The 24,332-nt window shown below is 54.8% G+C and carries 21 protein-coding genes; 5 read left to right on the top strand and 16 right to left on the bottom strand.

Features of this window, described 5'->3' with window-relative positions:
- Positions 1-2: 2 nt before the first annotated feature.
- The 7 genes from rsxD to blr all read right to left on the bottom strand — a co-directional run bounded on the left by rsxD (position 3) and on the right by blr (position 5,395).
- Positions 3-1,055 carry an electron transport complex subunit RsxD gene (gene rsxD / locus AC2T6E_RS03550; protein WP_212473807.1) on the bottom strand — a complete coding sequence of 351 codons (1,053 nt, stop codon included), beginning with the start codon at positions 1,053-1,055 and terminating at the stop codon, positions 3-5.
- Positions 1,056-3,077 carry an electron transport complex subunit RsxC gene (gene rsxC, locus AC2T6E_RS03545; RefSeq protein ID WP_212473808.1) on the bottom strand — a complete coding sequence of 674 codons (2,022 nt, stop codon included), beginning with the start codon at positions 3,075-3,077 and terminating at the stop codon, positions 1,056-1,058.
- On the bottom strand, positions 3,070-3,648 hold the full coding sequence (rsxB, locus tag AC2T6E_RS03540; protein ID WP_042716342.1) for an electron transport complex subunit RsxB: 579 nt from the start codon (positions 3,646-3,648) through the stop codon (positions 3,070-3,072). Before rsxB ends, rsxC begins: the two co-directional genes overlap by 8 nt.
- Entirely contained in the window at positions 3,648-4,229 is a 582-nt protein-coding gene (rsxA, locus tag AC2T6E_RS03535) for an electron transport complex subunit RsxA (RefSeq protein WP_120158804.1), read from the bottom strand. The genes rsxB and rsxA overlap by 1 nt, the downstream gene beginning before the upstream one ends.
- A gap of 76 nt (positions 4,230-4,305) precedes the next feature.
- Complete coding sequence (locus AC2T6E_RS03530) at positions 4,306-4,746, bottom strand: DUF2569 domain-containing protein (RefSeq protein ID WP_010430380.1); 441 nt, start codon at positions 4,744-4,746, stop codon at positions 4,306-4,308.
- 85 nt (positions 4,747-4,831) lie between these two features.
- On the bottom strand, positions 4,832-5,047 hold the full coding sequence (gene ydgT / locus AC2T6E_RS03525; protein ID WP_108416867.1) for a transcription modulator YdgT: 216 nt from the start codon (positions 5,045-5,047) through the stop codon (positions 4,832-4,834).
- Between the two features lie 222 nt (positions 5,048-5,269).
- Positions 5,270-5,395: a division septum protein Blr gene (blr, locus tag AC2T6E_RS03520; RefSeq protein ID WP_168112406.1), complete on the bottom strand. Its 126-nt coding sequence runs from the start codon at positions 5,393-5,395 to the stop codon at positions 5,270-5,272.
- A gap of 241 nt (positions 5,396-5,636) precedes the next feature.
- Here blr and AC2T6E_RS03515 point away from each other — a divergent pair, with 241 nt between their 5' ends.
- Positions 5,637-6,677, top strand: coding sequence for an oxidoreductase (locus AC2T6E_RS03515; protein WP_108416868.1), 1,041 nt, complete (start codon positions 5,637-5,639; stop codon positions 6,675-6,677).
- Between the two features lie 51 nt (positions 6,678-6,728).
- On the opposite strand, the gene add is transcribed toward AC2T6E_RS03515, so the two are convergent.
- The 3 genes from add to malX all read right to left on the bottom strand — a co-directional run bounded on the left by add (position 6,729) and on the right by malX (position 10,641).
- The gene (gene add, locus AC2T6E_RS03510; RefSeq protein ID WP_486690584.1) at positions 6,729-7,730 is read right to left on the bottom strand and encodes an adenosine deaminase; all 1,002 of its coding nucleotides are present in this window, start codon (positions 7,728-7,730) and stop codon (positions 6,729-6,731) included.
- A gap of 96 nt (positions 7,731-7,826) precedes the next feature.
- Complete coding sequence (locus AC2T6E_RS03505) at positions 7,827-8,999, bottom strand: MalY/PatB family protein (protein WP_108416870.1); 1,173 nt, start codon at positions 8,997-8,999, stop codon at positions 7,827-7,829.
- Positions 9,000-9,048: 49 nt separating this feature from the next.
- Positions 9,049-10,641 carry a maltose/glucose-specific PTS transporter subunit IIBC gene (malX, locus tag AC2T6E_RS03500; RefSeq protein ID WP_089599526.1) on the bottom strand — a complete coding sequence of 531 codons (1,593 nt, stop codon included), beginning with the start codon at positions 10,639-10,641 and terminating at the stop codon, positions 9,049-9,051.
- 178 nt (positions 10,642-10,819) lie between these two features.
- Between malX and AC2T6E_RS03495 the strand changes: the two genes are divergently transcribed.
- Complete coding sequence (locus AC2T6E_RS03495; protein WP_126815407.1) at positions 10,820-11,848, top strand: Mal regulon transcriptional regulator MalI; 1,029 nt, start codon at positions 10,820-10,822, stop codon at positions 11,846-11,848.
- 103 nt (positions 11,849-11,951) lie between these two features.
- On the opposite strand, the gene AC2T6E_RS03490 is transcribed toward AC2T6E_RS03495, so the two are convergent.
- A complete protein-coding gene (locus AC2T6E_RS03490) occupies positions 11,952-13,484 on the bottom strand; it encodes a YdgA family protein (RefSeq protein WP_486690581.1) in 1,533 nt (510 codons plus the stop codon).
- A 99-nt stretch (positions 13,485-13,583) separates the two neighbouring features.
- Positions 13,584-14,759, bottom strand: a complete 1,176-nt coding sequence (manA, locus tag AC2T6E_RS03485) for a mannose-6-phosphate isomerase (RefSeq protein ID WP_486690579.1) — start codon at positions 14,757-14,759, stop codon at positions 13,584-13,586.
- 199 nt (positions 14,760-14,958) lie between these two features.
- Between manA and fumA the strand changes: the two genes are divergently transcribed.
- Entirely contained in the window at positions 14,959-16,605 is a 1,647-nt protein-coding gene (fumA, locus tag AC2T6E_RS03480; protein ID WP_126815409.1) for a class I fumarate hydratase FumA, read from the top strand.
- 183 nt (positions 16,606-16,788) lie between these two features.
- The gene (fumC, locus tag AC2T6E_RS03475; protein WP_126815410.1) at positions 16,789-18,183 is read left to right on the top strand and encodes a class II fumarate hydratase; all 1,395 of its coding nucleotides are present in this window, start codon (positions 16,789-16,791) and stop codon (positions 18,181-18,183) included.
- Here the strand turns inward: fumC and tus are convergent, their stop codons facing one another.
- On the bottom strand, positions 18,184-19,113 hold the full coding sequence (gene tus, locus AC2T6E_RS03470) for a DNA replication terminus site-binding protein (protein ID WP_108416877.1): 930 nt from the start codon (positions 19,111-19,113) through the stop codon (positions 18,184-18,186). It abuts the gene before it with no gap.
- Positions 19,114-19,186: 73 nt separating this feature from the next.
- Positions 19,187-20,485, bottom strand: a complete 1,299-nt coding sequence (gene rstB, locus AC2T6E_RS03465; protein ID WP_108416878.1) for a two-component system sensor histidine kinase RstB — start codon at positions 20,483-20,485, stop codon at positions 19,187-19,189.
- A 609-nt stretch (positions 20,486-21,094) separates the two neighbouring features.
- Here rstB and AC2T6E_RS03460 point away from each other — a divergent pair.
- Positions 21,095-22,357, top strand: a complete 1,263-nt coding sequence (locus AC2T6E_RS03460) for a hypothetical protein (protein WP_486690576.1) — start codon at positions 21,095-21,097, stop codon at positions 22,355-22,357.
- 322 nt (positions 22,358-22,679) lie between these two features.
- Here the strand turns inward: AC2T6E_RS03460 and AC2T6E_RS03455 are convergent, their stop codons facing one another.
- Both AC2T6E_RS03455 and AC2T6E_RS03450 read right to left on the bottom strand, forming a co-directional pair.
- The gene (locus AC2T6E_RS03455) at positions 22,680-23,633 is read right to left on the bottom strand and encodes a lysozyme inhibitor LprI family protein (protein ID WP_486690574.1); all 954 of its coding nucleotides are present in this window, start codon (positions 23,631-23,633) and stop codon (positions 22,680-22,682) included.
- 292 nt (positions 23,634-23,925) lie between these two features.
- Positions 23,926-24,186: a hypothetical protein gene (locus AC2T6E_RS03450; RefSeq protein ID WP_486690572.1), complete on the bottom strand. Its 261-nt coding sequence runs from the start codon at positions 24,184-24,186 to the stop codon at positions 23,926-23,928.
- Between the last annotated feature and the right edge of the window lie 146 nt (positions 24,187-24,332).

Raw genomic sequence — 24,332 nt, 5'->3', positions numbered from 1 at the left:
CCTTAGCGATGACCGTACACGCGCGGACGCGTGTAGTAGTCGATGAGCGGAACGGTAATGTTGGCGAGCAGGACGGCGAACGCTACCCCATCCGGATAACCGCCAAAGCTGCGAATCAGCCACACCAGCAGACCCGCCAGCGCGCCGAAGATCAAACGGCCACGATTGGTGGTGGACGCCGTAACCGGGTCGGTAAGAATAAAGAATGCACCCAGCATGGTCGCGCCGGAGAGCAGATGCATCTGCGGGCTGGCCAGTGACTCAGGAGAGAAGACCCAGCCCAGCGTAGCGCAAACCGCCAGCGTCACGAGGAAGCTGACCGGAATATGCCAGCGGATCGCTTTCTGCTGCAGCAAGAACAGGCCACCCAGCAGATACGCCAGGTTGACCCACTGCCAGCCTGCACCGGCCAGCACGCCGCTGTAGATGGCGGATTTCATGATCTGTTCAACGCTGTGCCCGGCGTGCAGGGACGTTTTAAAGGTATCGAGAGGCGTTGCCTGGCTGATACCGTCCACGCCCATACGCAGCGCGTTCATATCCGCGCCGAGGGCCGTATGGCCGGTAAAGATAACGTGCAGGGCATCCATAAAGCCAGGAACCGTGGCGGCAATTTCATGGGGTGGTAACCAACTGGTCATCTGCACCGGGAAGGAGATCAGCAGAACAACATAGCCGATCATTGCCGGGTTAAACGGGTTATGCCCGAGCCCGCCGTACAGCTGTTTGGCGATAATCACCGCAAACACGGTACCCAGCACCACCATCCACCATGGGGCAAACGGTGGAATACTGATCGCAAGCAGCAGCCCGGTCAGTAACGCGGAGTTGTCAGCGAGAATGCGGGAGACCGCCATTTTTCGCAGCTTCAACACGAGCGCTTCCGCCGCTAACGCACTGGCGCAGCCAAGGACCAACTGGAAAAGGGTTCCCCAGCCGAAAAACCAGCACTGAACGGCGATGCCTGGCAACGCCGCCAGGCAGACCAGCATCATGATGCGCGATGTCTGGCGCTGGTTATGGGTGTAAGGGGAACTTGCGATTCTGAAAACCATTTAATCCTCGTTAACTGCTTGTTGTGCGGCTTTCTTCGCCTGAACGCGCGCAATCGCGGCGGCGACGGCGGCTTTGCGTGGATCGTCGTTTGCGGCCTGCGGCTGCTCTTCCTGCTGGGCGGCTTTGCGCGCTTTGGCCCGAGCGATAGCGGCTTCGACAGCGGCTTTGCGAGGATCAACCGGCACTTCGGGCTCCGCAGTTTGCGCCTGCTGCGCTGCTTTGCGCGCTTTCGCGCGTGCAATGGCCGCTTCGACGGCAGCTTTACGCGGATCCTCAGCGTCTTTCTCAACAACCACGTCCTGCTGACCCGCTTTACGGGCTTTGGCACGGGCAATTGCCGCTTCAACCGCCGCTTTACGCGGATCGACGCCCGTTTCAGGCTGGGCAGTTTCTGCTTTCTCTGCCTGACGGGCGCGAGCCTGGGCCTTGCGCGCTTCGCGTGCCGCAATCGCTTCGCTGTTATCCGGTTTTTCGCCTGCCGGGATCACCAGCGCTTGCGCTGCAGTGGCTTTTTTCTCCCGCACGCGCGCCAGTGCAGCGTTGATGGCGTCCTGATCTTTCTCACCAGGCTGAACGGCAGCCTGTTTATGGCGCTCCTGGCGGGCGATTTTCTCGCGTTCGAGACGCGCCTGACGGGCTTCAAAGCGCGCTTTGGCTTCGGCTGCGCGCTTCTCTTCCATTGAGATGGCATAAATCTCGGCCTTCTCCTGACGGAAGTATTGCACCAGCGGAATATTGCTTGGGCAGACCCAGGCGCAGGCGCCGCATTCAATGCAGTCGGCAAGATTGTGGGCTTGCGCTTTGTCGTGCAGTTGGCCTTTGCTGTACCAGTACAGCTGCTGCGGGAGCAGATCCGCCGGGCAGGCATCAGCACAGGCGCTGCAGCGGATGCAGCCTTTTTCTTCCTGTTCTTCACCCATCTCGGTCGGAGAGGGGGCGAGCAGACAGTTAGTAATTTTGACGACCGGGACATCCAGCCACGGCAGGGTAAAGCCCATCAGCGGGCCGCCCATGATCACCATCTGGTCGCTACCAGGGCAAAACTCGGCCTGCTCCAGCAGATGACGCACCGGCGTACCCAGACGCGCCCAGACGTTGCCTGGACGTGACACCGACTCACCGGTCAACGTCACCACGCGCTCGGTTAGCGGCTCGCCGTCAATCACCGCACGTTTTACCGCATACGCCGTACCGACGTTTTGCATCAGCACGCCGATGTCAGAGGAGCGGCCACCGTGCGGTACTTGTTTACCGGTGAGGATCTGGGTCAGTTGCTTTGCGCCGCCAGACGGGTATTTGGTCGGGATTACGCGCAGGCTAATATCATGGCAACCCGCCAGCACGGCCCGCAGCATGGAAATGGCCTGCGGCTTATTGTCTTCAATGCCGATCAGCACTTCTCGTGGCTGCAGAATATGGGCGAGAATGCGAATACCTTCCACCACCTGGGCGGCACAGTCCTGCATCAGACGGTCATCGGCGGTGATATAAGGTTCGCATTCCGCAGCGTTGATGATTAGCGTGTTAATTTTGTCGCCACCGCCGCGCAGTTTGGTACCCGTCGGGAAACCTGCGCCGCCAAGACCGGCCACGCCGAACTGATGGACGCGTTCAATCAGCTCTTCGCGGCTGCGGGAACGGTAATCGCTCCAGCCGTCACGGTCGATCCAGCGGTCTTCGCCGTCGGCTTCAATAATCACGCTCAGTTCAGACAGCGCTGAAGGGTGCGCGACGGTATGTGGGGCGATCGACACCACTTTACCGGAGGTGGGGGCGTGTACCGGCAGCATTCGTCCCCGACCAAAGGTCAGCGGCTGGCCGCGAAGAACGGTATCGCCTTCTTTAACGCAGAGTTCGCCTTCCGCACCGATATGCTGTTTGAGCGGCATGACGTAACGCGTCGCCAGCGGAATTTGTCGCAGCGGCGTGCCGTTTGACTGGGTTTTCATCTCCGGGGGATGGATACCGCCGTCGAAGTCCCAAATCTTCTCTTTTCTGAAAGCAGAAAATAACTTAAGCATGTTGTTCCACAGGAATATTGCGAACCGGAATGGTCTGAAGATCCCATTTCCAGCTTTCGGTAGTCGTTTCAACCGGGCGCAGCTCTATGCACTGCGTTGGGCAGGGGGCCACGCAAAGGTTACAGCCGGTGCACAGATCGGCCACAACGGTGTGCATGGCGCGGGTTGCGCCCACAATGGCATCAACAGGGCAGGCCTGAATACATTTGGTGCAGCCGATGCAGTTCGCTTCGTCGATCACCGCGAGGGCGCGAACCGGTTCCTGCACCTCGGCATCGCCGTCAACAGGCTGCGGGTCAACGTTAAGCAGGGCGGCAATTTTGAGCATCACCGCTTCGCCACCGGGCGCACAGCGGTTGATTTTTTCACCCTGCACGCCAACCGCTTCGGCATAAGGCCGACAGCCGGGGTAGCCACATTGCCCGCACTGGCTTTGCGGCAGCAGCTCGTCAATTTTTTCGACAACGGGATCGTCCTCAACCGCGAAACGGCGGGAGGCGTAACCCAGAATCAGGCCAAACACCAACCCCAGTACGCTGATGGAGGCGATGGCAATCCAGATAGCACTCATTACAACTTCACCAGACCACTAAAGCCCATAAAGGCCAGAGACATTAAACCTGCCGTCACCAGTGCAATGGCGTTGCCGCGGAAGGGCGCAGGGATATCTGCTGCTGCCAGACGTTCACGAATAGAGGCAAACAGCACCATAACAAATGAGAAACCGACGGCGGCGGAAAAGCCGTACAGCGCCGATTGCATGAAGTTATGCCCGAGGTTGATGTTCAGCAACGCGACCCCGAGTACGGCGCAGTTGGTGGTGATCAGCGGCAGGAAGATACCCAGCAGGCGATAGAGCGCCGGGCTGGTTTTGCGCACCACCATTTCGGTAAATTGCACGACGACCGCAATGACCAGAATAAAGGACAAGGTGCGCAAATAGATCATGTCCAGCGGGATCAGGATCCAGGTATCAATCAACCATGCGCAGATGGACGCCAGCGTCATGACGAAGGTCGTCGCCAGCCCCATGCCCATCGCGGTCTCCAGTTTTTTGGAAACCCCCATAAAAGGACACAGGCCAAGAAACTTCACCAGAACGAAGTTGTTAACCAGCACAGTGCCGACAAAGAGCAGTAAGTAATCGGTCATTATTCAGCCTGAAATAAAAAAGCCGCCTATTATCGGACAAAGCACGACAGGCGACAACAGGTTAACAGTAAGGTTATTACGGGTTCACGAAGGTTTTCTTCACCCGCGTCGAACGCTTGAAGTAAGGGACCAGCAGCGCAGCAGCCAGTAACGGGAATAACAGCTGGCGAACCGCTAGCGCGTCAGAAACCGGAGAAAAAGCAAAGGCTTTCACCGCCAGCAGCACGGAAATCAGCAGCCAGATAATATAATGTTTTGGCACACTTTTGCGGCGCTTAAAGAACGCAATGGTCAACCAGAGCGTGTAGTACCACATCCCGATGGCGAAGACGAACGAGGCAAACCACAACGCAATATTAAGCACACTTTGCGACATCAGGGTCTGAATGGCATGAGGTGTGATCAGCGCGGTGGTATAGAGTAACAGCGCAAGCGATGCGCTTAATAATGCAACCAGCAGCCATGCCAGCGGGGCGATTAACCAGCCTCCAATTCTTTCTCCAGGCGATACGGTCATGCTCTCTCCCATAGTCTGCGCGAAAGGGTATACAGAAATTTGCAGGGCGGAGAGTATATAACATTTCGCGCGGATGGCTACTTTCTTATAAAACGTAACGCCATACGGACTTCGGCACTTCCCCAACGTTGAACAAACGGCCACCGGAGACCAGTTCAGCCCGGCGGTGGTCAGCGGCGCGATACATATTGATAATTTCGTGATTATCCAACAGCGTGTAGTTTAGATGGTCAAACAGTTTTTCCAGGCTCTCAAGGGAATTGATCTTGCGAAATTTTAATAAATAGTCCTGAACTGTCATGTTAATAAGTTTCCATATAAAAGTGAGTAATACCCGTGTCGGTAATTCGTTCGAATAATAAACGGATAAATAAAGACGTAAAACAGCCCACTCAGGTAATGTGACGAAATTAGGAGTTTTCTTTGCTGAAAGATTCAGGCATCAGACGATGCCTGGAAGAGAAGGTTAACCCTGTTCAACACGGCTGGCAATATGCAACTGACAGAATGTGTCACAAGGGCGTTACTTCGGTTGTGCGACGGTGACAGGCTCCGGCGGTTGGTAGTTATCGATGTGGCTGGCAACGCCAAGCAAAATGACCGAAACCCCAAGGACAATCCATCCCGCTAATTCAATGATTCGATTAATTATTGATGACATAACTCGTGTTTGTAATTTATCCATAAATACAGATTGCAAATGTTACCGTGCAGCACTGACCTCGGCAAGCGGTTTGGGAACGATACCCTTAATCAATCTTAGTGAGTTACATCCTTGTAACAAAAACATCTGGTGCAAGGTGCTATTTTAAGTCATATGACACATTATTAATGTGTAGTAATACCCGCAAAGCCAGTGTGAAATAAGATAATGACAGGAGGGCACTACGATGAGTGAAAATATCCGTGTCGGGCTGATTGGTTATGGTTACGCGAGTAAAACCTTTCACGCGCCTCTGATTAGCGGGACCCCGGGAATGTCGCTGGGGGCGGTTTCGAGCAGTGATGCCGCCAAAGTACATGTCGACTGGCCAACCGTTCCGGTTGTTTCTGAGCCTAAACATCTTTTCAACGATCCGAATATTGATGTCATCGTCATTCCTACCCCAAACGACACGCACTTTCCGTTAGCTAAAGCGGCGCTGGAGGCGGGTAAGCATGTTGTGGTCGATAAGCCCTTCACCGTGACACTGTCACAGGCGCGCGAGCTGGATGCGCTGGCAAGAAGTCTTGGCAGGCTGTTGTCCGTCTTCCATAACCGGCGCTGGGATAGTGATTTCCTGACGGTGAAAGCCCTGCTTAGTGAAGGCACTCTCGGTGAAATAGGCTATTTTGAATCTCATTTTGACCGCTTTCGTCCGCAGGTGCGTAACCGCTGGCGTGAACAGGCGGGCCCCGGAAGCGGTATCTGGTATGACTTAGCGCCGCATTTACTCGATCAGGCCGTCAATCTGTTTGGTCTGCCGGTGAGTATGACGGTTGATTTAGCGCAGCTTCGGCCTGGCGCGCAGACGACAGATTACTTCCACGCCGTTTTGAGCTATCCGCAGCGTCGTGTCGTACTGCACGGGACGATGCTCGCTGCCGCGGAATCGGCGCGTTATATCCTTCATGGCACGCGCGGTAGCTACGTGAAGTTTGGTCTGGATCCGCAGGAGGACCGCCTGAAAAACGGTGAGCGTTTGCCGCAAGAGGACTGGGGCTACGACATGCGTGATGGCGTGCTGACGCGCGCGGAAGGTGAAGAGTTGGTTCAGGAAACGCTGCTGACCATTCCAGGGAACTATCCGGCTTATTACGCGGCTATCCGTGATGCGCTCAACGGGACGGGTGAGAATCCGGTTCCGGCCAGCCAGGCGATTCAGATCATGGAGCTGATTGAGCTGGGCATTGAATCTGCCAAACATCGCGCCACGCTCTGTCTGGCATAAGTTCTACATGTTTTTGTAGGCCGGGCAAGCGCAGCGCCACCCGGCAAATGCTCAACCGTGAGCCACTTTATCTTTAAGCGCCTGCTTCTCTTCAGGCGTCAGGAACGCTATTTCCAGCCCGTTAATCTGCGCCTGGCGGATCTGCTCGCGGCTCAGGCCCGCCTGCGGTGCGGCGATGTTGTATTCGTGAATAATATCCACCCCCTGAACCGCCGGATCGTCGGTATTCAGCGAGGCCAGCACGCCGTGTTCCAGGAAGGTTCTCAGCGGATGTTTATCCAGCGTTGCCACGGTGCTGGTCTGAATGTTGGAGGTCAGGCAGGATTCGATACCGATGCGCTGCTCTGCCAGGAAATCCATCAGGGCACGATCTTCGACGGCTTTCACCCCGTGGCCGATACGCTCTGCGCCCAGCTCGCGAATGGCCTGCCAGATGCTTTCCGGGCCTGCTGCTTCACCTGCATGAACGGTAATGTGCCAGCCCGCGTCACGCGCGCGATTGAAATGAGAGAGGAACAGGCTACCCGGGAAGCCTAGTTCATCCCCGGCGAGGTCGACAGCGGTAATCTGGTCACGATGCGCCAGCAATGCTTCCAGTTCCTGAAGGCAAGCCGCTTCACCGAAGGTGCGGCTCATGATGCCAATCAGACGAGCCTGAACGTCGAAAGCTTTACACCCTTCTCGAACGCCCTCAATCACCGCTTCCACCACGCCCGCGACGGGCAGGTTGTGGGTCATGGCCATATAGCCCGGCGAGAAGCGCAGCTCGACGTAATGCAGGCCGTTACGGGCGGCGTCTTCAATGTTCTCGAACGCCACGCGGCGGCAGGCATCGAGCGAGGCCAGCATCTTTACGCCCCAGTCGAGTTTGCTCAGGAAGCTGACCAGATCCGGCTCATTCGAGGTGACCTGAACATGTGGGATCAGGGTTTCAAGCGTTTGTGCTGGAAGCGTTAAATTGAACTGGCGGCCAAGATCGAGGATGGTTTGGGCACGAATGTTACCGTCAAGGTGACGATGAATATCAGTTAAAGGCAGGCGTGTATCAATCATGGTCGCACTCTTTGCTGGTTAAAGTGCGCCATATTATAAAAACAAAACGGGGTAAAAAGCTATTTGCGCAAGGGAATATTCCGTTGCGCAATGGTATTACAGCAGGGTGGCGATCCCGGCGATGAGGCGTTGCACCCCTTGTTCCAGCTTGCTGCGTGGGCAGCCTGCGTTCAGGCGCACGAAGCCATTACCTTCTTCTCCGTAGGTATATCCCGGCATGATCGCCACTTTTTCCTGCTCTATCAGCACTTTTTGCAGCACCCTGTCGTCAATGTTCAGCGGGCGCAGGTCAATCCAGGCCAGATAGGTTGCTTCCGGCGGCTGCCAGTTCAGTTTCGGAAAAGCGCGGTTTAATTCCTGCGCTATATACAACAGATTCTCTTCCAGATAACCCCGCAAGGCATCCAGCCATGGCGCTCCCTGTTGATAGGCGGCGATATGCGCCGTCAGCGCCAGCACGGAAGGGGAAGAGAGTCCGTCGCGGCCTTTAAGCGCGCGGAGGTAACCCGTGCGACTCGCTTCATCGCCGATCAGCCCGTAAGCCCCGGTCAGTGCCGGAATATTAAAGCTTTTCGAGCCAGAGGTGAGGAGCGCCCATTTGCCGCGTGCTACCTCATTCCACGGTGTGTGATGATGTTTTCCCCACACCATGTCCATATGAATTTCATCGCTGATCGCCGCCACGTCATAGCGTGCGCACAGTTCCGCCATCTGCGTCAGCTCATCCCGCGTCCAGACCTTACCGGTTGGATTTTGCGGGCTACAGAGCAGCAAAATTTTGTTTTCTGGTTTGGCCAGGGCCGTTTCCAGCGCGGCCATATCACCCATCCAGCCGCTCGCCTGTTTCACCATCGCAACCGGTACGACGTGGCGCGCGTTGCCTTCGATGGCGTTATAAAACGCATCGTACGCGGGAGTATGAACCACCACGCCGTCGCCGGGCTGCGACCAGAGACGGATCAGTTCTGACACCATGTAGATGACGGAAGGGCCATAAACGACGGATTCGGTATCGATACGGCTGTTAAAGCGTTGCTGGAACCAGTGCGCGACGGCAGCCAGAAACTCATCGTTTTTCCAGCGGCTGTAGCCAAACACGCCGTGATCGATGCGCTGATGCAGCGCGTCGGTAATGCAGGGCGCAGTGGCAAAATCCATATCCGAGATAGTGAACGGCAGCAGATCGGCCGCGCCAAAGCGGTCGGCAACGTAATCCCACTGGGTGCACCAGGTGCCGTGACGATCCACGACGGTCGAGAAATCAAACATAACTCTCATCCTTAAACGTAAAACCCCCTCATGAGAGGGGGCTGAGGCATCAGGCTTCTACTGTTCGCATCAGGGTTGCCAGTTCATCTTTTACCGACTGTACCTGCGGGCCGATAACCACCTGCAAATTATGCTGATTTAACTGTACCACACCGATGGCGCGGTTAGCTTTCAGCGCATTGGTATCCACTTTCGACATATCCGCCACCGACAGACGCAGGCGGGTAATGCAGTTATCCAACGAGGTGATGTTATCCGCACCGCCCAGCGCTGCCAGAATGGCAGGGGTGTTGTAACCTGATTTTCCTACCGTCCCTGCAACCGCTTGTTCAACGCTGGTCGCTGTTTCAGCATCACGGCCCGGTGTTTTCAGGTTAAAGCGGGTGATGGCGAAGCGGAAGATGCCGTAGTAGACCGCAAACCAGATTGCCGCCACGACCGGCACCAGATACCACTTGGTGGACAAGCCGTGCAGGATCCCGAACACCACGAAGTCAATCACGTTGCCGTCGGTGTTACCGATGGTGACGCCCAGCACCGCCATCACGGTGAAGCCCAGACCGGTCAGCACGGCGTGAATGAGATACAGCACCGGCGCGACGAACAGGAACAGGAATTCGATTGGCTCGGTTGTGCCGCCAACGACGCAGGCGATCACACCGGAAATCAGCAGGCCTTTAATCTTATGACGGTTTTCCGGACGAGCACAGTGGTACATTGCCAGCGCCGCGCCCGGCAGGCCGCCCAGGAAGGCAGGCATTTTGCCCTGAGACAGGAAACGGGTTGCGCTCTCAGAGAAGCCGTGGGTGGTCGGGCAGCTCAGCTGCGCCTGGAAGATCGTCAGCGCACCGCTCACGTCGTGACCGCACACCTCCATCGTCCCGCCCGCTTCGGTGAAGCGAATCAGGGCCACCAGAATGTGCTGCAGACCAAACGGCAGCAGCAGACGTTCACCGGTACCGAAGATCATCGGACCGAAATCACCCGCGCCGTTAATGATGCGACCAATACCGGTGATACCCATCGCGAAGACAGGCCAGATCAGCGGAATGATCAGACCAAACAGACCCATGACCACGAGGGTGATAATCGGGACAAAGCGGGTACCGCCGAAGAAGGCCAGGGCATCCGGCAGGCGGATATTGTGGAAGCGTTCGTGCAGCATCCAGATGATCACACCCGCGATCACCGCACCGAGGATCCCGGTGTCGATAGACTGGATACCAATCACGCTCTGAATATTATTGGCTTTCAGTACGGCAGCGTCGGTGGTAGGCAGAATGCCTTTTGCGGTCAGCCAGAAGTTAACCGCAAGGTTCATCACCGCGTAGCCCACGAAGCCCGCAAAGGCGGCTACGCCTTTATTCTCGCGCGCCAGGCCCAGCGGGATGGCGATGCAGAACATGACGGGCAGGAAGCTAAACGCAAAGGAGCCGACTTTGCTCATCCAGATGAAGATCGCCTGCAGCACCGGGTTGCCGAGGAACGGGATCAGCGTGATGACGTCATGGCTGCTCAGGGAGCTGCCGATCCCCAGCATGATCCCGCAGAATGAGAGGAGTGCCACGGGCAGCATAAAGGTTTTACCCAGTTGCTGGAAAAACTCCCACAGCGATATTTTTTGTGCTGCTTTCGCCGTCATAAAACGACTCCTTGATGGTTAAAAATAGTTTACCTGCTTCAATGCAGCGAGAAGATAAAACGTTTTATCAAACTTTAGTGCGCGCTAAATCACATTCTCAGGCTTTTACTGGTAGTATAAAGATAACGTATTGATAAAACGTTTTACCGATCTCATTATCAGGGAGTCACGCCAACCCATGGCTGTAGCGAAAAAGATCACCATCAATGATGTTGCCCTCGCGGCTGGCGTTTCCGTCAGCACGGTGTCGCTGGTTTTAAGCGGGAAGGGGCGTATCTCCCCCGCCACCGGACAGCGGGTCAACGAGGCGGTTGAGCAACTGGGCTTTGTGCGTAACCGCCAGGCGTCCGCGCTTCGCGGTGGGCAAAGTGGGGTGATTGGTTTGATCGTTCGCGACTTAACCTCGCCGTTTTATGCGGAGCTCACGGCCGGATTAACGGAAGCGCTAGAGGCACAGGGACGGATGGTGTTTTTACTGCACGGTGGTCGCGACGCCGAGCAGCTGCTGTCCCGGCTGGATATGCTGTTGACGCAGGGGGTTGATGGCGTGATCGTGGCGGGGGCGTCGGGTGTGGGCAGCGAGCTGTGTGAGCGCGCCGCAGAGAAGGGAGTACCGCTGGTCTTTGCTTCCCGCGCCAGCTATCTCGACGAAGCCGATACGCTGCGTCCGGATAACATGCAGGCTGCACAAATGCTGACCGAGCATCTTATTCGTCGCGGACACCAGCGTATTGCGTGGCTCGGCGGGAAAAGCTCATCGCTCACGCGCGCCGAGCGGGTAGGCGGCTACTGTTCGACGCTGATCAAATACGGGCTGCCGTTCCACAGTGAGTGGGTGGTGGAATGTGGATCCAGCCAAAAGATGGCGGCGGAAGCGATTGGTTCGCTGCTGCGCGCCAGCCCGACCATTAGCGCCGTAATTTGCTACAACGACGTGATTGCGATGGGCGCCTGGTTTGGCCTGATCCGCGCCGGACGTCAGAGCGGTGAAGGGGGCGTTGAAACCTTCTTCGGCCATCAGGTAGCGCTGGGTGCATTTGCCGATGTAGGCGAAAACGCGCTCGACGATCTGCCCATCGTCTGGGCGACTACCCCCGCGCGCGAAATGGGCTACACGCTGGCGGACAGGATCATGCAGCGCATCGAAAATACCGATGTCCAGGCCGGGCACCAGATTGTGGCGGCGCGACTGGTCACGGTGAAATAGCGCCGGGCACTTGCGCGGGCCTACAACGGCCCCGAGTCGTAGGCCGGGTAAGCGTCAGCGCCACCCGGCAATAAAAAACCCCTCATAGGAGGGGTTTTGACGTTTACGGCTGCGGTGACGCCGGTTCGGCTGGCGCTGCAGGTTCAGCCGGTTCCGGCATCCCCAGAGCGGGCATACCAAACATGCCGACAAAATCTTCCAGCGGCATTTTATCGCCGTTCAGGGTTACCTGGCCGTTGGCATACTGCAGGCTGGTGGAAATCGTGTTGTCTTCCACTTTAGTGATGCGGAACATCTGGCCCATCGCAGCCAGACCTTTCACCTGCTGGTTCGCCAGTTTGCCAGCGTCTTCATCGCCGTAACCTTCCAGCTTCGCAATCTGGGTCATAAACTCGGTCGCCATGTCCATTGGGATGGTCAGCTTGCTCTCGAGCGACTTCACGCTGCGATCCACTTCCTGCGCCAACGTCTGCGGTTCACCCGTTGCAGCTGCCGGATCTTTCAGGAACAGAGACAGGTTGAAGTTGGTTTCACCTTTGCTGTTTTTCCAGCTCAGCGGTGCGACGGTGATCACCGGCTCGCCTTTCAGCAGGATTGGCAGGTTGTTGAACAGCACCGCCATCGCCTGCTGCTGGTACACTTCCGGATTCTGCTGCAGCGCGGCATCGGTCAGCAGTGCCTGGCTCTCTTTGCTGTATTTTTGGCTAAATTCGTGCCACGCCTGGCCGTCGATATTGCCGATCTTCAGCGTTAATTTTCCGGTCCCCAGATCCTGATTCTGCACCTTCAGGCTCTTCAGGGCGTAATCCAGCTGCGTATTGATATTCTTGCCGTCTTTGGAAATGTCGGATTTGCCGTTCACGTCCATGCCTTCCAGCACGGCCATCTCTTTACCTTCAACCGCGATTGCAATCTTATCGAGAGAGAGCTTCTGATCGCCAATACGCTCTTTAAAGTCGGTCATACGGCTGTTGCCGTCGGCTTTCAGGTTGTTGAAGCTGAGCTGAACCTTTTGGTTATATTCGTTAACCGCGTTCACCATGCCGCTTTCTGCTTCACCGGTCAGAGAGAACACGTTTCCGTCGCGGTCAGCGTCCAGTTTGAAGTTCCCCCCGCTGAAGGCGACCTTCTCGTTCTCTTTCTCGTAGTTCAGCGCTTTCAACGCAATATCGGAACTCGTGTCACCGGCATAGCTGATGCGGGTATTGATTTCGAAAGGTGAGGTATTTTTTGCCAGATCAAACAGCGGTTTGGTGACGTCGTTATTCACCAGCACCGTGTGAACGGACGCCATTGATGGGATCAGATTAAACGATTTTAACTGTGCCAGCGGGAACGGACCATGGCTGACCACTTCATCCAGCACCACGCTCTGGCCTGGCTTCAGCCAGGCATTGGCGTTTCCTGCTACAGGTTTCACCACCATCTGCATACGGCTGGTAAACACGCCGCGCTGATAGTTCTGATAGCTAAGCTCAACGCCAGCCTCCGGCGCGCTGCGCTTAATCTCTCCGTTAGCCTGCGCGACCATCTCAGCCAGACGGCCTTCTAGCTGTTTCCCGGTAAACCAGGAGGCTCCCGTCCAGACCACGCCTAACGCTACAATCACTCCAACCGCTACGACCGATTTTTTCATTGCGACTATCCCTAAAATGAAACCAGGCGGTAAAAACCGCCCGGAGATATAAAGCCTTAAACTAGCTTAGCAAGAGTTGTTAAAAAATTCAGTAAGTGCTTATAGCTTATTAAAAACGCGCGCCAGACGACCGGTGCCGCTCACGCTAACCGGCGACTCGTTCGCTGCAACAAAAGCCGACTCGCCCGGCTTGAGCACCAGACGCTGTTGGCCTTTCTGCAGCGTCGCTTCGCCCTCAACGCAGAACAGGATCGCCGCACTCTCCTGTGAGATGGCGGTTTCGGCCTGGCTCAGGTCGTGCAGAGAAAACGCAAAATCCTCAACCGGGATCGGGAAGTCCAGCTCTGCGCCGTTTTTCACCGGCTGAGTCAGCAGTTCGTCGGCAGGCTTCGCCACGAACTTCACGTTGGCGACCAGCTCAGGGATATCGATGTATTTTGGCGTCAGGCCCGCGCGCAGCACGTTATCCGAGTTGGCCATCACTTCCAGCGCTACGCCCTGCAGGTAGGCGTGCGGGGTTTCGGCAAACAGGAACATCGCTTCGCCCGGGTTCAGCTTCACCACGTTCAGCAGCAGGGGAGAGAACAGGCCGCTGTCGTCCGGGTAGAATTCGGAAATCAGACGGATGGTCTCCCACGGCTCACCTTGCTGGCTGTTCAGTGCGGCTTTCAGCACTGCCAGCGCGTGAGATTTTTCTTCGCCCTGCATATTCAGCAGGCTGGCGAACAGCTGGCTCAGCGCGTCCGCGTTCGGGTTTTCCAGGAAGTGGGCGATAGCCTTGTTAGCACCCGCGACAGGTTGCAGCAGAGAAACGATCTCCGAAAACGCGCGGAACGCGTTCATCGCCAGGAAAGGGGTGAGAGCAAAAACCAGCTCCGGTTTGTGGTTCGGATCTTTGTAGTTACGTTCAGCCGCGTCTAATGGAATCCCCGCCGCGTTCTCTTTCGCAAAGCCGATTTCAGAGGCTTTCTTGTTCGGGTGAACCTGAATGGAGAGCGGCTGGTCGGCGCACAGTACCTTAAACAGGAACGGCAGCTCGCCAAAACGCGTGGCAACCTTGTCGCCCAGCAGTGCGGCTTTATCGGCATCAATCACGTCGCGCAGGCTGCGTACCTGGCCGCTGGCGTCTTCAATTTTTGAGCTGCTCTTCGGGTGCGCGCCCATCCACAGCTCTGCCATCGGCAGGTTGTCCGGGTTGGCGATACCGTAGAGATCCGTTAACGCAGTTTTACTTCCCCAGGCGTAGTTTTGCACTGAGTTGATGAGTTTTTGCATTATCAAGCCCTGATTCAAATGTGGAATTAACTCCGGGTATTAAAGCAATAAACCGCGTGGAAGTAACCTGCGGATGTAAAAAGTCGTACTAGTCTCAGTTTTTGTTAAAAAATTGTGTAGGATAAGCTGACTCGCTTTTAAGCCGGGCAGCGGAACATCTGCCCTGAACAATCAGACCGAAGCAGTAAGTGAGAGAACAATGTCGAACAAACCCTTTCATTATCAGGATCCTTTTCCCCTCAGTAAGGATCGGACCGAGTATTACCTGTTAACCCGCGATTACGTTTCTGTCTCTGAGTTTGAGGGACAGGAGATCCTCAAAGTTGACCCGCAGGCGCTGACGCTGATGGCGCAGCAGGCCTTCCACGACGCTTCGTTTATGCTCCGCCCGGCGCATCAGCAGCAGGTTGCCGATATCCTGAGCGATCCGCAGGCCAGCGAGAACGATAAGTACGTAGCGCTGCAGTTCCTGCGTAACTCGGATATCGCGGCGAAGGGCATTCTGCCGACCTGCCAGGATACGGGTACCGCAATTATCACCGGCAAGAAAGGCCAGCGCGTCTGGACCGGCGGCGGTGACGAAGCGGCGCTGGCGCACGGCGTCTACAACACCTATATCGAAGATAACCTGCGCTACTCGCAAAACGCGGCGCTGGATATGTACAAAGAGGTCAATACCGGCACCAACCTGCCTGCTCAGATTGACCTCTACAGCGTCGATGGCGACGAATACAAATTCCTCTGCATCGCCAAGGGCGGCGGTTCGGCTAACAAAACCTACCTCTACCAGGAAACCAAAGCGCTGCTCACCCCGGGCAAGCTGAAAAACTACCTGGTTGAGAAAATGCGTACCCTCGGCACCGCAGCGTGTCCGCCGTACCATATCGCCTTCGTGATCGGCGGTACCTCAGCGGAAAGCACGCTGAAAACCGTCAAGCTGGCGTCGACCAAATACTACGACGGCCTGCCGACAGAAGGGAACGAACACGGCCAGGCGTTCCGCGACGTGCAGCTTGAGCAGGAACTGCTGACCGAAGCGCAGAACCTGGGGCTGGGCGCACAGTTTGGCGGCAAATACTTCGCGCACGACATTCGCGTGATCCGTTTGCCGCGCCATGGCGCATCCTGCCCGGTGGGCATGGGCGTCTCCTGCTCGGCGGATCGTAACATCAAGGCGAAGATCAACCGCGACGGCATCTGGATCGAGAAGCTGGAGAACAACCCGGGCAAATACATCCCGGAAGAACTGCGTAAAGCGGGTGAGGGGGAAGCGGTTCGCGTGGACCTGAACCGTCCGATGAAAGAGATTCTGGCGCAGCTTTCTCAATATCCGGTCTCGACCCGTCTCTCCCTGAACGGCACGATTATCGTGGGCCGCGACATTGCGCACGCGAAGCTGAAAGAGCGTCTGGACAACGGCGAAGGGCTGCCGCAGTACATTAAAGATCACCCAATCTACTACGCAGGCCCGGCGAAAACGCCTGAAGGCTACGCGTCCGGCTCGTTAGGCCCGACTACGGCAGGCCGCATGGACTCTTACGTTGACCAGCTTCAGGCCAACGGCGGCAGCATGATCATGTTGGCGAAAGGTAACCGTAGCCAGCAGGTGACGGACGCTTGCCACAAGCATGGCGGCTTCTACCTGGGCAGCATCGGCGGCCCGGCAGCGGTGCTGGCGCAGGGCAGCATCAAGAGCCTGGAGTGCGTGGAATACCCGGAACTGGGTATGGAAGCGATCTGGAAAATTGAAGTGGAAGATTTCCCGGCGTTTATCCTGGTGGATGACAAAGGTAACGACTTCTTCAAACAGATCCAGTCTTCTCAGTGTTCGGCGTGTGTGAAGTAATTCTGTAAATTGCCGGGTGGCGGCTGCGCCTTACCCGGCCTACGAGTCTGGTAGGTCGGGTAAGCGTCAGCGCCACCCGACACCAAAAAGAGCGCACAAAGCGCCATAACGTTTCTCAGAAGTCATCAATACTTATCCCTTAAGCATGTGAGCAATCCCTCTTTTGTTATCAAGGAGAAAGTAATGACCACGGTACGCCATGAGAAAGACTCGATGGGCGCCATCGACGTCCCCGCCGACAAGCTATGGGGCGCGCAAACCCAGCGTTCGCTGGAGCATTTCCGTATCTCAACTGAAAAAATGCCCGTCTCGCTGATTCAGGCGCTGGCGCTCACCAAACGTGCAGCCGCTAAAGTGAACCAGGATTTAGGCCTGCTGACGGCAGACAAAGCGACCGCCATCATCAACGCCGCCGACGAAGTGCTGGCGGGCAAGCATCCCGATGAATTCCCCCTCGCCATCTGGCAGACCGGTTCTGGCACCCAAAGCAACATGAACATGAACGAAGTGCTGGCGAACCGGGCGAGTGAACTGCTGGGCGGCGTGCGCGGCATGGAGCGTAAGGTTCACCCGAATGATGACGTCAACAAAAGTCAGAGTTCTAACGACGTCTTTCCGACGGCGATGCACGTGGCGGCGGTGATTGCCATCCGCGAGCAGCTTATCCCGCAGCTCAACGTGCTCAAAACCACGCTCAACGAGAAAGCGCAGGCCTTCCGCGACATCGTTAAAATCGGCCGTACGCACCTGCAGGACGCCACGCCCCTGACGCTCGGGCAGGAGATTTCCGGCTGGGTGGCGATGCTGGAACATAACCTGAAGCACATCGACCACAGCCTGCCGCATCTGGCGGAGCTGGCGCTCGGCGGTACGGCGGTGGGTACCGGGTTAAATACTCATCCGGAATATGCGGTGCGCGTGGCTGAAGAGCTGGCGAGCATCACCGGACAGCCGTTCGTCACGGCGCCAAACAAGTTTGAAGCGCTTGCAACCTGCGATGCGCTGGTCCACACCCACGGCGCGCTGAAAGGGCTGGCGGCATCATTAATGAAAATCGCCAACGACGTGCGCTGGCTGGCCTCGGGTCCACGCTGCGGCATCGGTGAAATCAGCATCCCGGAAAACGAGCCGGGCAGCTCCATCATGCCGGGTAAAGTCAACCCGACCCAGTGCGAAGCCATGACCATGCTCTGTTGTCAGGTGTTGGGCAACGACGTGGCCGTCAACCTGGGCGGCGCGTCCGGCAACTTCGAGCTGAACGTCTATCGCCCGATGGTGATCCACAACGTTCTGCAATCGATTCGTCTGCTGGCGGACGGGATGGAGAGCTTTAACGAGCATTGTGCGGTAGGGATTGAGCCAAATCGCGAGCGCATCAGCCAGTTGCTCAATGAATCCCTGATGCTGGTGACGGCGCTGAATACCCATATTGGCTACGACAAAGCCGCCGAGATCGCTAAAAAAGCGCATAAAGAGGGGCTGACGCTGAAAGCCTCCGCCCTGGCGCTGGGCTATCTGACAGAGGCTGAGTTCGACGCCTGGGTTCGCCCGGAAGCGATGGTCGGCAGTCTTAAATAATCATCCCGCCACATACAGGTGCAGCCGTGGAATAATCAGCTGTAGCGGCTGCGCCTGAGGTCTGTAACGGTGCTGGACATTGTCCGCATCGTAATTCAAAAGCTCACCAATATCCGGCACGATGGCCCCCTGATCGGCATCAAAGAGCGCAATCAGCGGCGTTGGGCAGGCATACTGCACCTGCTTTTGCTGCCCGGAATACCAGACGCGGGCAATAGGTTGCACCTTCACCGGGCGCTTTATCTTAAGGCGCGTGTCCGCCGGTAGCGAGGCGATGCGGTGATACTCCTGCTCCAGACGCTCAATCCACTGCTCGCGAGACCAGGGGGCAACCGTACGCGGTGCTTTCAGGCTTTTCTCAAGCTGCGCCAGAATCTCATCCCGGGTGAAGTTTTTAATGATGTGCTTATTCGCCCAGCCGAAGCGCAGCGTGGCGGGGTGACGCAGTACCGTCAGCGTGCGATAGGCATTCAGGGTAATCAGCCCCGGAAGCTGACGGTGCACCCACTCAAACCGGGCGGCAGGGGCGAGGCCCGACTCTTCGGTGACGATCTTTTCAAAGGCCGCTTTCAGGCTGTTGATATGGGTAATCTGGCCTTCCAGCGTTTCACGCATTGTCGCATCGGTTTGTAGACAGATCACGCCAGGCAGACGGACGGCCGCCTTGCTGCTGCGATGTTCAGACTGCTGCTGGATAAAAAGGTGGCGATAGTGCTTCATGGCCAGCTCAAATGCGGCGCTGCCGATGTGCTGTTCAACTTCGATGGTGTTCAGCGGGTCGTGTTCCGCCCCTTTGGCTACATCAGGCAGAGTAAAGACGCGGGCGGCCAGCAGGCGGCAGGTTTGCAGGCGTTCTGTCAGGGTAAGTAGCTCGTGTTCTATTTCCCGAAAGGTGCTGTTCAGCCTTTCGATGAGATCGTAGGTCGCCATAAACACTCTCATTAGTTACAACATACTTATCATATAGCACAGCACGCCGGGTCAGGCCAGCGTGCGGTTGAGGTCAGGCAGGGACGGGAAGGACGATGTTATGGTACACCGGCCAGCTAAAGCAGAAGCGCGCGCCGCCAAGTTCGCTCTCCTCACAATGTACCGTGCCGCCCATCGCCTGGGCGATAGAGTAGACGATCGCCAGCCCAAGGCCACAGCCTCCGGTGGCGCGATCGCGACTGGGGTCGAGGCGGACAAAGGGTTCAAACACGGTTTCTCGTGCTTCCGGGGAAATTCCCGGTCCGTCATCCTCTACGGTCAGGCTCGCCTGATTGCCCTGCAAATCCAGGCCAATCCGCAGCGTACTCTCGCTGTAGCGCATGGCGTTATTCATCAGGTTATCCAGCACGCGCTCCATCAGGCGCATATCCAGCGCGCCGTAATCCCCCGGCGTCACCGCCGTTAACAGCGTGCGTTGGGGATTAACGCTCTGCACATCATCAATATGCGCCTGTAACCAGACGGGCAGATCCGGCGTGCTGAGGTTAAGCTCGTTTTGCGGACGGTCGAGGCGCGCGTAGGTCAGGAGCTCCTCAATCAGCGCTTCTAGCTGGCCAATGTCGCGATTCAGCGCCTGATTCTCCGCCTCGGTCAGGTTCTCACTCATCTCCAGCCTATAGCGCAGGCGAACCAGCGGGGTACGCAACTCGTGAGCAATCCCGTCGATCAGCTGTTTCTTGCTGGCAATCAAGGCGTTAATGTTATCGGCCATCTGGTTAAACGCAATGCCGAGGCGATCGAAACTGGAACCGCTGTCGAAATGAATCCGCTCGGTAAGATGACCCTCACCAAAACGCTGCGCGGCAGATTCCAGTTTCAGCATGTCCTGCCAGTGTGGACGCATCCAGATAAACACCGGAAAAGCCAGTGAAATGGCAATAAACGCCAGCAGGGCGAGGTCTAACAGGCGCATCTGATGCAGATAATACAGATAAGGCACCGGCCCGACAGCCAGTACATAATGGCTGCGAGGAATACGCTGGATAAAGGTGTACTTCTCATCCAGCGCCACAATGTCCCCGTCACGCAAACGTTGCAGGGTGGGGGCATCTAAATCGAAATCTTTCAATGGCTCGATGCGCAGATCGAACGACAGATTTAAATCCAGCTCTTTAAGGGTTTTCGCCCAGTCGTGCGGGGGAATTTCCCGCAGCTCGCTACGCATCAGATAGAGCGAGCTTTTCATCAGATCGTCCAGCGACTGCCTGCCCGCACGTTCGGCGGTGAATTTATAGACCAGCCCGACCAGCATGGTCATCACCAGGAAGCAGACAAACAGCAAAAGATAAAACTGCACAAACAGCTTTTTCATTAAATATCACCGGAAAATCAAGTAATTAACTACGTTGTTTTTACCTTCAGGGGCACTATAGGGGCATTTGTATATCCACCAAAGCGCTGATTCAAAAATGATACCTGATCGCTAGCGAGAGCATTTATCCACGCAGAGTATACATGGAAGACCATCTCTGCATTCTCATGACCCATCTGATTCACTATAAAAGCAGGATTAGCACCTGCCGACAACATCCAGCACGCGTATGTATGACCCAGCTGATAGGGGCGTCTGCGGCGAATGCCCGGACGTCTTACCGTAATATCCCATAGTGACACAATAGAACTGACTGAATTCATGGAACCAGTGGTTTGGTCTTGTGCAAAGATTATCGGAAGCGTTTTTCAGCGCCCTGGGGGGCGATTCTCCTTGCAGGCAAACCTGCAAACTCATCTGAATTGACAGAAGTGGCGTTAAAGCCTGACTTAGAGCCTCTGGTAGCGAGGTGGTTATTTGGCACACTCATGTAGAGCTGAAATCCTAAATCATCATTTAATAATGGCGGAAATTTGCCGATAATATTTAAATACCACCCCGGGGGCAGATGTGCTTAAACATAATTGCATCCAAATTTAAGGAAGAGAAATGACATCGCTTAAAGTGGCTCAAAAATTTCACTCGGTAGGGAATGGAACTTTTAAATTAGGTATTGTAGAAAGCCTGGATACAAGAGAGAATTTCAAATGGGTTTATGATTGTGGCTCCACAAGCATGACTACGCTAAACCGCGTATTAGGGGCAATAACCCGGCGCGGATGGCCAGAATCTATTGATATGCTAGTGCTATCGCATTTCGATAATGATCACGTTAACGGCGTCGAAGAGATTCTGAAGCACTGTCGCGTTAAAACGCTTGTCCTCCCATTTTCAGAATGGGCGCAGACCGTGCGAGAAATTTCGGTTATGGGCAAAAAGGGTACTTCACCGTCAACAGCGCTCATGCAACTCAATCCAGTTAAATGGCTGGCATCAAGAAATTTTGATACTCATGTTGAAGAGATTGTACTGATTCAGGGGGGGATGGATACTTCACCTGTTCCCTATGGTGATGATGAGCCTGAACCAGACCCGAGAGATTTTCAGCAGGACGATGATGTCAGACGTTTCAGTCAGAATTATTTTTCTTTGGGTTCTGCTATGTCTGGCGCTTCAAGGGTTAGAATTCTCCGCCATGATCGCTCTATTCAGGCCTTAAATAGTGATTTTGAGTTCGTATTTTATAATGCAGAAAAAGACTTTGCCGCCCTGGGGTTGATTGAAAAGCGAAACGGACAGTGGTACGCAAAGCACTCAGGTAGTCTCTTATCTGATGTCAAAACAGATATTCAGAACACCATCATGAGTATTAACCTACACCAGCCGTTATCGAAAATGCCTACAGGCTGGAGGAAAACTCTAAAAAATTGCTATGAAAACCATTTTGGTCACTCTGGCAAGGCTAAAAATAATATTTCGCTATGTATGTATGCTGCACCTATCAGAGCAACACCCTGTCAATTTTATGTGAGTAATTACTGTCACGTTGCCTTGCACGCGAAGATGCCCACTGTTAGGCTGGCCACACTCTGTACTGGCGATATTCATCTTACTTCATCAGTGATTTCAGATATCCAAAACCATCTGGGAACGCAACGCTGGAACAGAATTGGCCTGGTACAGGTTCCTCATCATGGCTCTCAACATTCGTGGGAACCAGGTAATGCGAGCTTACTGGCTCCTGCGCAATTTGTACATTGCGCATCGGGCACAAAGCACCATCCACATCCAATCGTGCAGGCAGATCTAAGCAGTTCTGTTGTGTATACCGCAGACCGTAAGCAGAATGTATATGTTCGCTACAAGCTTTAATTAAAGGGGGGATGCCCCCTAAAGGTCTTCCATCGAAGGAGCAATCCTTATCCAGGTGCACCCGTGATAGCGATGACTTGTGGCCTGTAACTCGTAGATCCAACAAAATGTTATTAGTTAATTCCGCTTTTGGCATAAAGCTGACATCCCAACAAGGGCTAGAGCAGTTAAAAAACTGATCTTAGATGATTTTACATCACTACGGTTCTGACGAGGCGTGTATGTGTCATGCTTGAAGAAATGTCAGAGGACACGCCGGAAATTATCAAGCATTACGCTGGGGCCAGCTCAGTACTGGCCACCAGCCTGAAAGGAGCTTCAGTTATTGTGTTCTGATGAAAGCAGTCCTTGAAAGGGTCATTTGCGTCTGGCAGTCGACCATTTTCTTAACTTCAGAATCAGTTCCCTGCATTGAAATTTTGCCACACATAGCATCCTTTGTTTTGATCCACTGGCGCTGAGAAGGCAGTAACTCCTTTTTCTTTGCTGGCGTTAGTGTGCTCCAGGCGGTATTCAAATCAGAGTCGGCATTCGCAAACGCCATTCGGGACTGATCAAGGCTCCCAGCGTTTTGCTGTTGAGCCTGCTGCTCCGCTTTTTCTTGTTCCTGCAGCTGTGTCTGTCTCTCAATTTGCTGCTCTGCCTCATACTGGGCCTGTTGCTGCGCCCTTAGTTGAGCCTGCTGTTGTGCTTCAATTTGGCTCTGTTGGGCATCCTTAGCCTGCTGGATCTTCTGCTGTTCAACGATCGGGTTGATGATGGAAAGCGATGTAAGTACAGCAGCACCCACAGATATTGGATTATCAGAGGAGGCTTTTACAAAAACGTTTTTCTGATCGTCGGTTGCCTGTGCGGTGTAGGAGATGCGTTTTGAAAAGGTGTTTGCGTTGTGATCTAAAGACAGGCTTTCCATTTGCTTGTCGAGATTACGGTTAAAGTTCTTTCTGTAAGCATCAGAAAGCTGAGCGTATTCATTCGCAGGTAGGGTCATCGTCACGGTACCTTCACATGTTTTCAATGTGCTACCCGTGTCACTTGAGGTTGTGGAGATTTCAGTGATGGCTAGTTTGATCTTGTCCAGGGCGCTTCGTTTGGTCTGATTAGTGACGTCAGGGTATTTGTCAACCTGTTCAGAGAGTCCTTCATAAGCAGATTTTTTTAATAAATCCATGAGCGCTGACTGGGACATTTCAGAGGAACAACCGATCTCGTCTTTTTTGTTATCACAGGCTGTAATGGCAACGGCGAGCATGAGTGCTGCATATTTTAATCTCATAAGTTCCCTTTATATTAAGGATTGGCTTTTATGAGGCGGTATGTAATCAGTTCGGATGGTTAAAGCAAACAGTACTGAACACTGAACGCGTCACAAGCAAGGACCAGAGTAGTATCGGCAATGGCTGTAAAATCTTTAATTCAATGATGAGAATATTATGCAACGGGTACTTTAACGATGATCCTGAAGTGAGAGCCTGCAAGGCGGGTTCTCGTAAAACATGCGAAAAACCCACGGTGTTTTCATGTCTCTTTAGCGTGTGGAAAGCGTCATCTCTGTCGGGCAGAGCGCATTACATCGCGCGCGTACTTTTTTTTACCTTGGCGATGAGTGTTTCCGTTACGGCCAGGCCTTCCGCAATGTGCATATCAATCACATCGGTCCCGAATTCGTTTATTAAATCCAGGAGAATTTCGTAAGACTGGATAAGTTCAAGGAGGTCAAAGAGCGCTTTTTGATCGGCGCGTGAGGGGGAGGAATGGCTAAGCGCTGCCTGATTAACAATCCATTCAAGATTGGTTTTGATGGCTTCTACCTGATTGTAGCTATACATATTTCATGGGCTTAAATCCTCATTTCAAGATTTTATGGGAGAGGTAGCGTGAGAGCTTCACGGTGAAAAAGAGTCTGTATATAGACGGGGCGGCGCTAGCTGTAGAAAGGATGGATGAAGATTTAAGTATGGGAGAGTTCGCGTGC

Source organism: Enterobacter sp. B79-1 (assembly GCF_057444735.1).
Note: the sequence above shows the minus strand (reverse complement) of the source record. Positions and strands in the feature narration are given on the sequence as shown.

What these genes read in the sequence shown, in the direction of transcription:
- rsxD (WP_212473807.1), bottom strand. Translation starts at nt 1,055, where the DNA reads ATGGTTTTCAGAATCGCAAGTTCCCCTTACACCCATAACCAGCGCCAG.
- rsxC (WP_212473808.1), bottom strand. Translation starts at nt 3,077, where the DNA reads ATGCTTAAGTTATTTTCTGCTTTCAGAAAAGAGAAGATTTGGGACTTC.
- rsxB (WP_042716342.1), bottom strand. Translation starts at nt 3,648, where the DNA reads ATGAGTGCTATCTGGATTGCCATCGCCTCCATCAGCGTACTGGGGTTG.
- rsxA (WP_120158804.1), bottom strand. Translation starts at nt 4,229, where the DNA reads ATGACCGATTACTTACTGCTCTTTGTCGGCACTGTGCTGGTTAACAAC.
- AC2T6E_RS03530 (WP_010430380.1), bottom strand. Translation starts at nt 4,746, where the DNA reads ATGACCGTATCGCCTGGAGAAAGAATTGGAGGCTGGTTAATCGCCCCG.
- ydgT (WP_108416867.1), bottom strand. Translation starts at nt 5,047, where the DNA reads ATGACAGTTCAGGACTATTTATTAAAATTTCGCAAGATCAATTCCCTT.
- AC2T6E_RS03515 (WP_108416868.1), top strand. Translation starts at nt 5,637, where the DNA reads ATGAGTGAAAATATCCGTGTCGGGCTGATTGGTTATGGTTACGCGAGT.
- add (WP_486690584.1), bottom strand. Translation starts at nt 7,730, where the DNA reads ATGATTGATACACGCCTGCCTTTAACTGATATTCATCGTCACCTTGAC.
- AC2T6E_RS03505 (WP_108416870.1), bottom strand. Translation starts at nt 8,999, where the DNA reads ATGTTTGATTTCTCGACCGTCGTGGATCGTCACGGCACCTGGTGCACC.
- malX (WP_089599526.1), bottom strand. Translation starts at nt 10,641, where the DNA reads ATGACGGCGAAAGCAGCACAAAAAATATCGCTGTGGGAGTTTTTCCAG.
- AC2T6E_RS03495 (WP_126815407.1), top strand. Translation starts at nt 10,820, where the DNA reads ATGGCTGTAGCGAAAAAGATCACCATCAATGATGTTGCCCTCGCGGCT.
- AC2T6E_RS03490 (WP_486690581.1), bottom strand. Translation starts at nt 13,484, where the DNA reads ATGAAAAAATCGGTCGTAGCGGTTGGAGTGATTGTAGCGTTAGGCGTG.
- manA (WP_486690579.1), bottom strand. Translation starts at nt 14,759, where the DNA reads ATGCAAAAACTCATCAACTCAGTGCAAAACTACGCCTGGGGAAGTAAA.
- fumA (WP_126815409.1), top strand. Translation starts at nt 14,959, where the DNA reads ATGTCGAACAAACCCTTTCATTATCAGGATCCTTTTCCCCTCAGTAAG.
- fumC (WP_126815410.1), top strand. Translation starts at nt 16,789, where the DNA reads ATGACCACGGTACGCCATGAGAAAGACTCGATGGGCGCCATCGACGTC.
- tus (WP_108416877.1), bottom strand. Translation starts at nt 19,113, where the DNA reads ATGGCGACCTACGATCTCATCGAAAGGCTGAACAGCACCTTTCGGGAA.
- rstB (WP_108416878.1), bottom strand. Translation starts at nt 20,485, where the DNA reads ATGAAAAAGCTGTTTGTGCAGTTTTATCTTTTGCTGTTTGTCTGCTTC.
- AC2T6E_RS03460 (WP_486690576.1), top strand. Translation starts at nt 21,095, where the DNA reads ATGACATCGCTTAAAGTGGCTCAAAAATTTCACTCGGTAGGGAATGGA.
- AC2T6E_RS03455 (WP_486690574.1), bottom strand. Translation starts at nt 23,633, where the DNA reads ATGAGATTAAAATATGCAGCACTCATGCTCGCCGTTGCCATTACAGCC.
- AC2T6E_RS03450 (WP_486690572.1), bottom strand. Translation starts at nt 24,186, where the DNA reads ATGTATAGCTACAATCAGGTAGAAGCCATCAAAACCAATCTTGAATGG.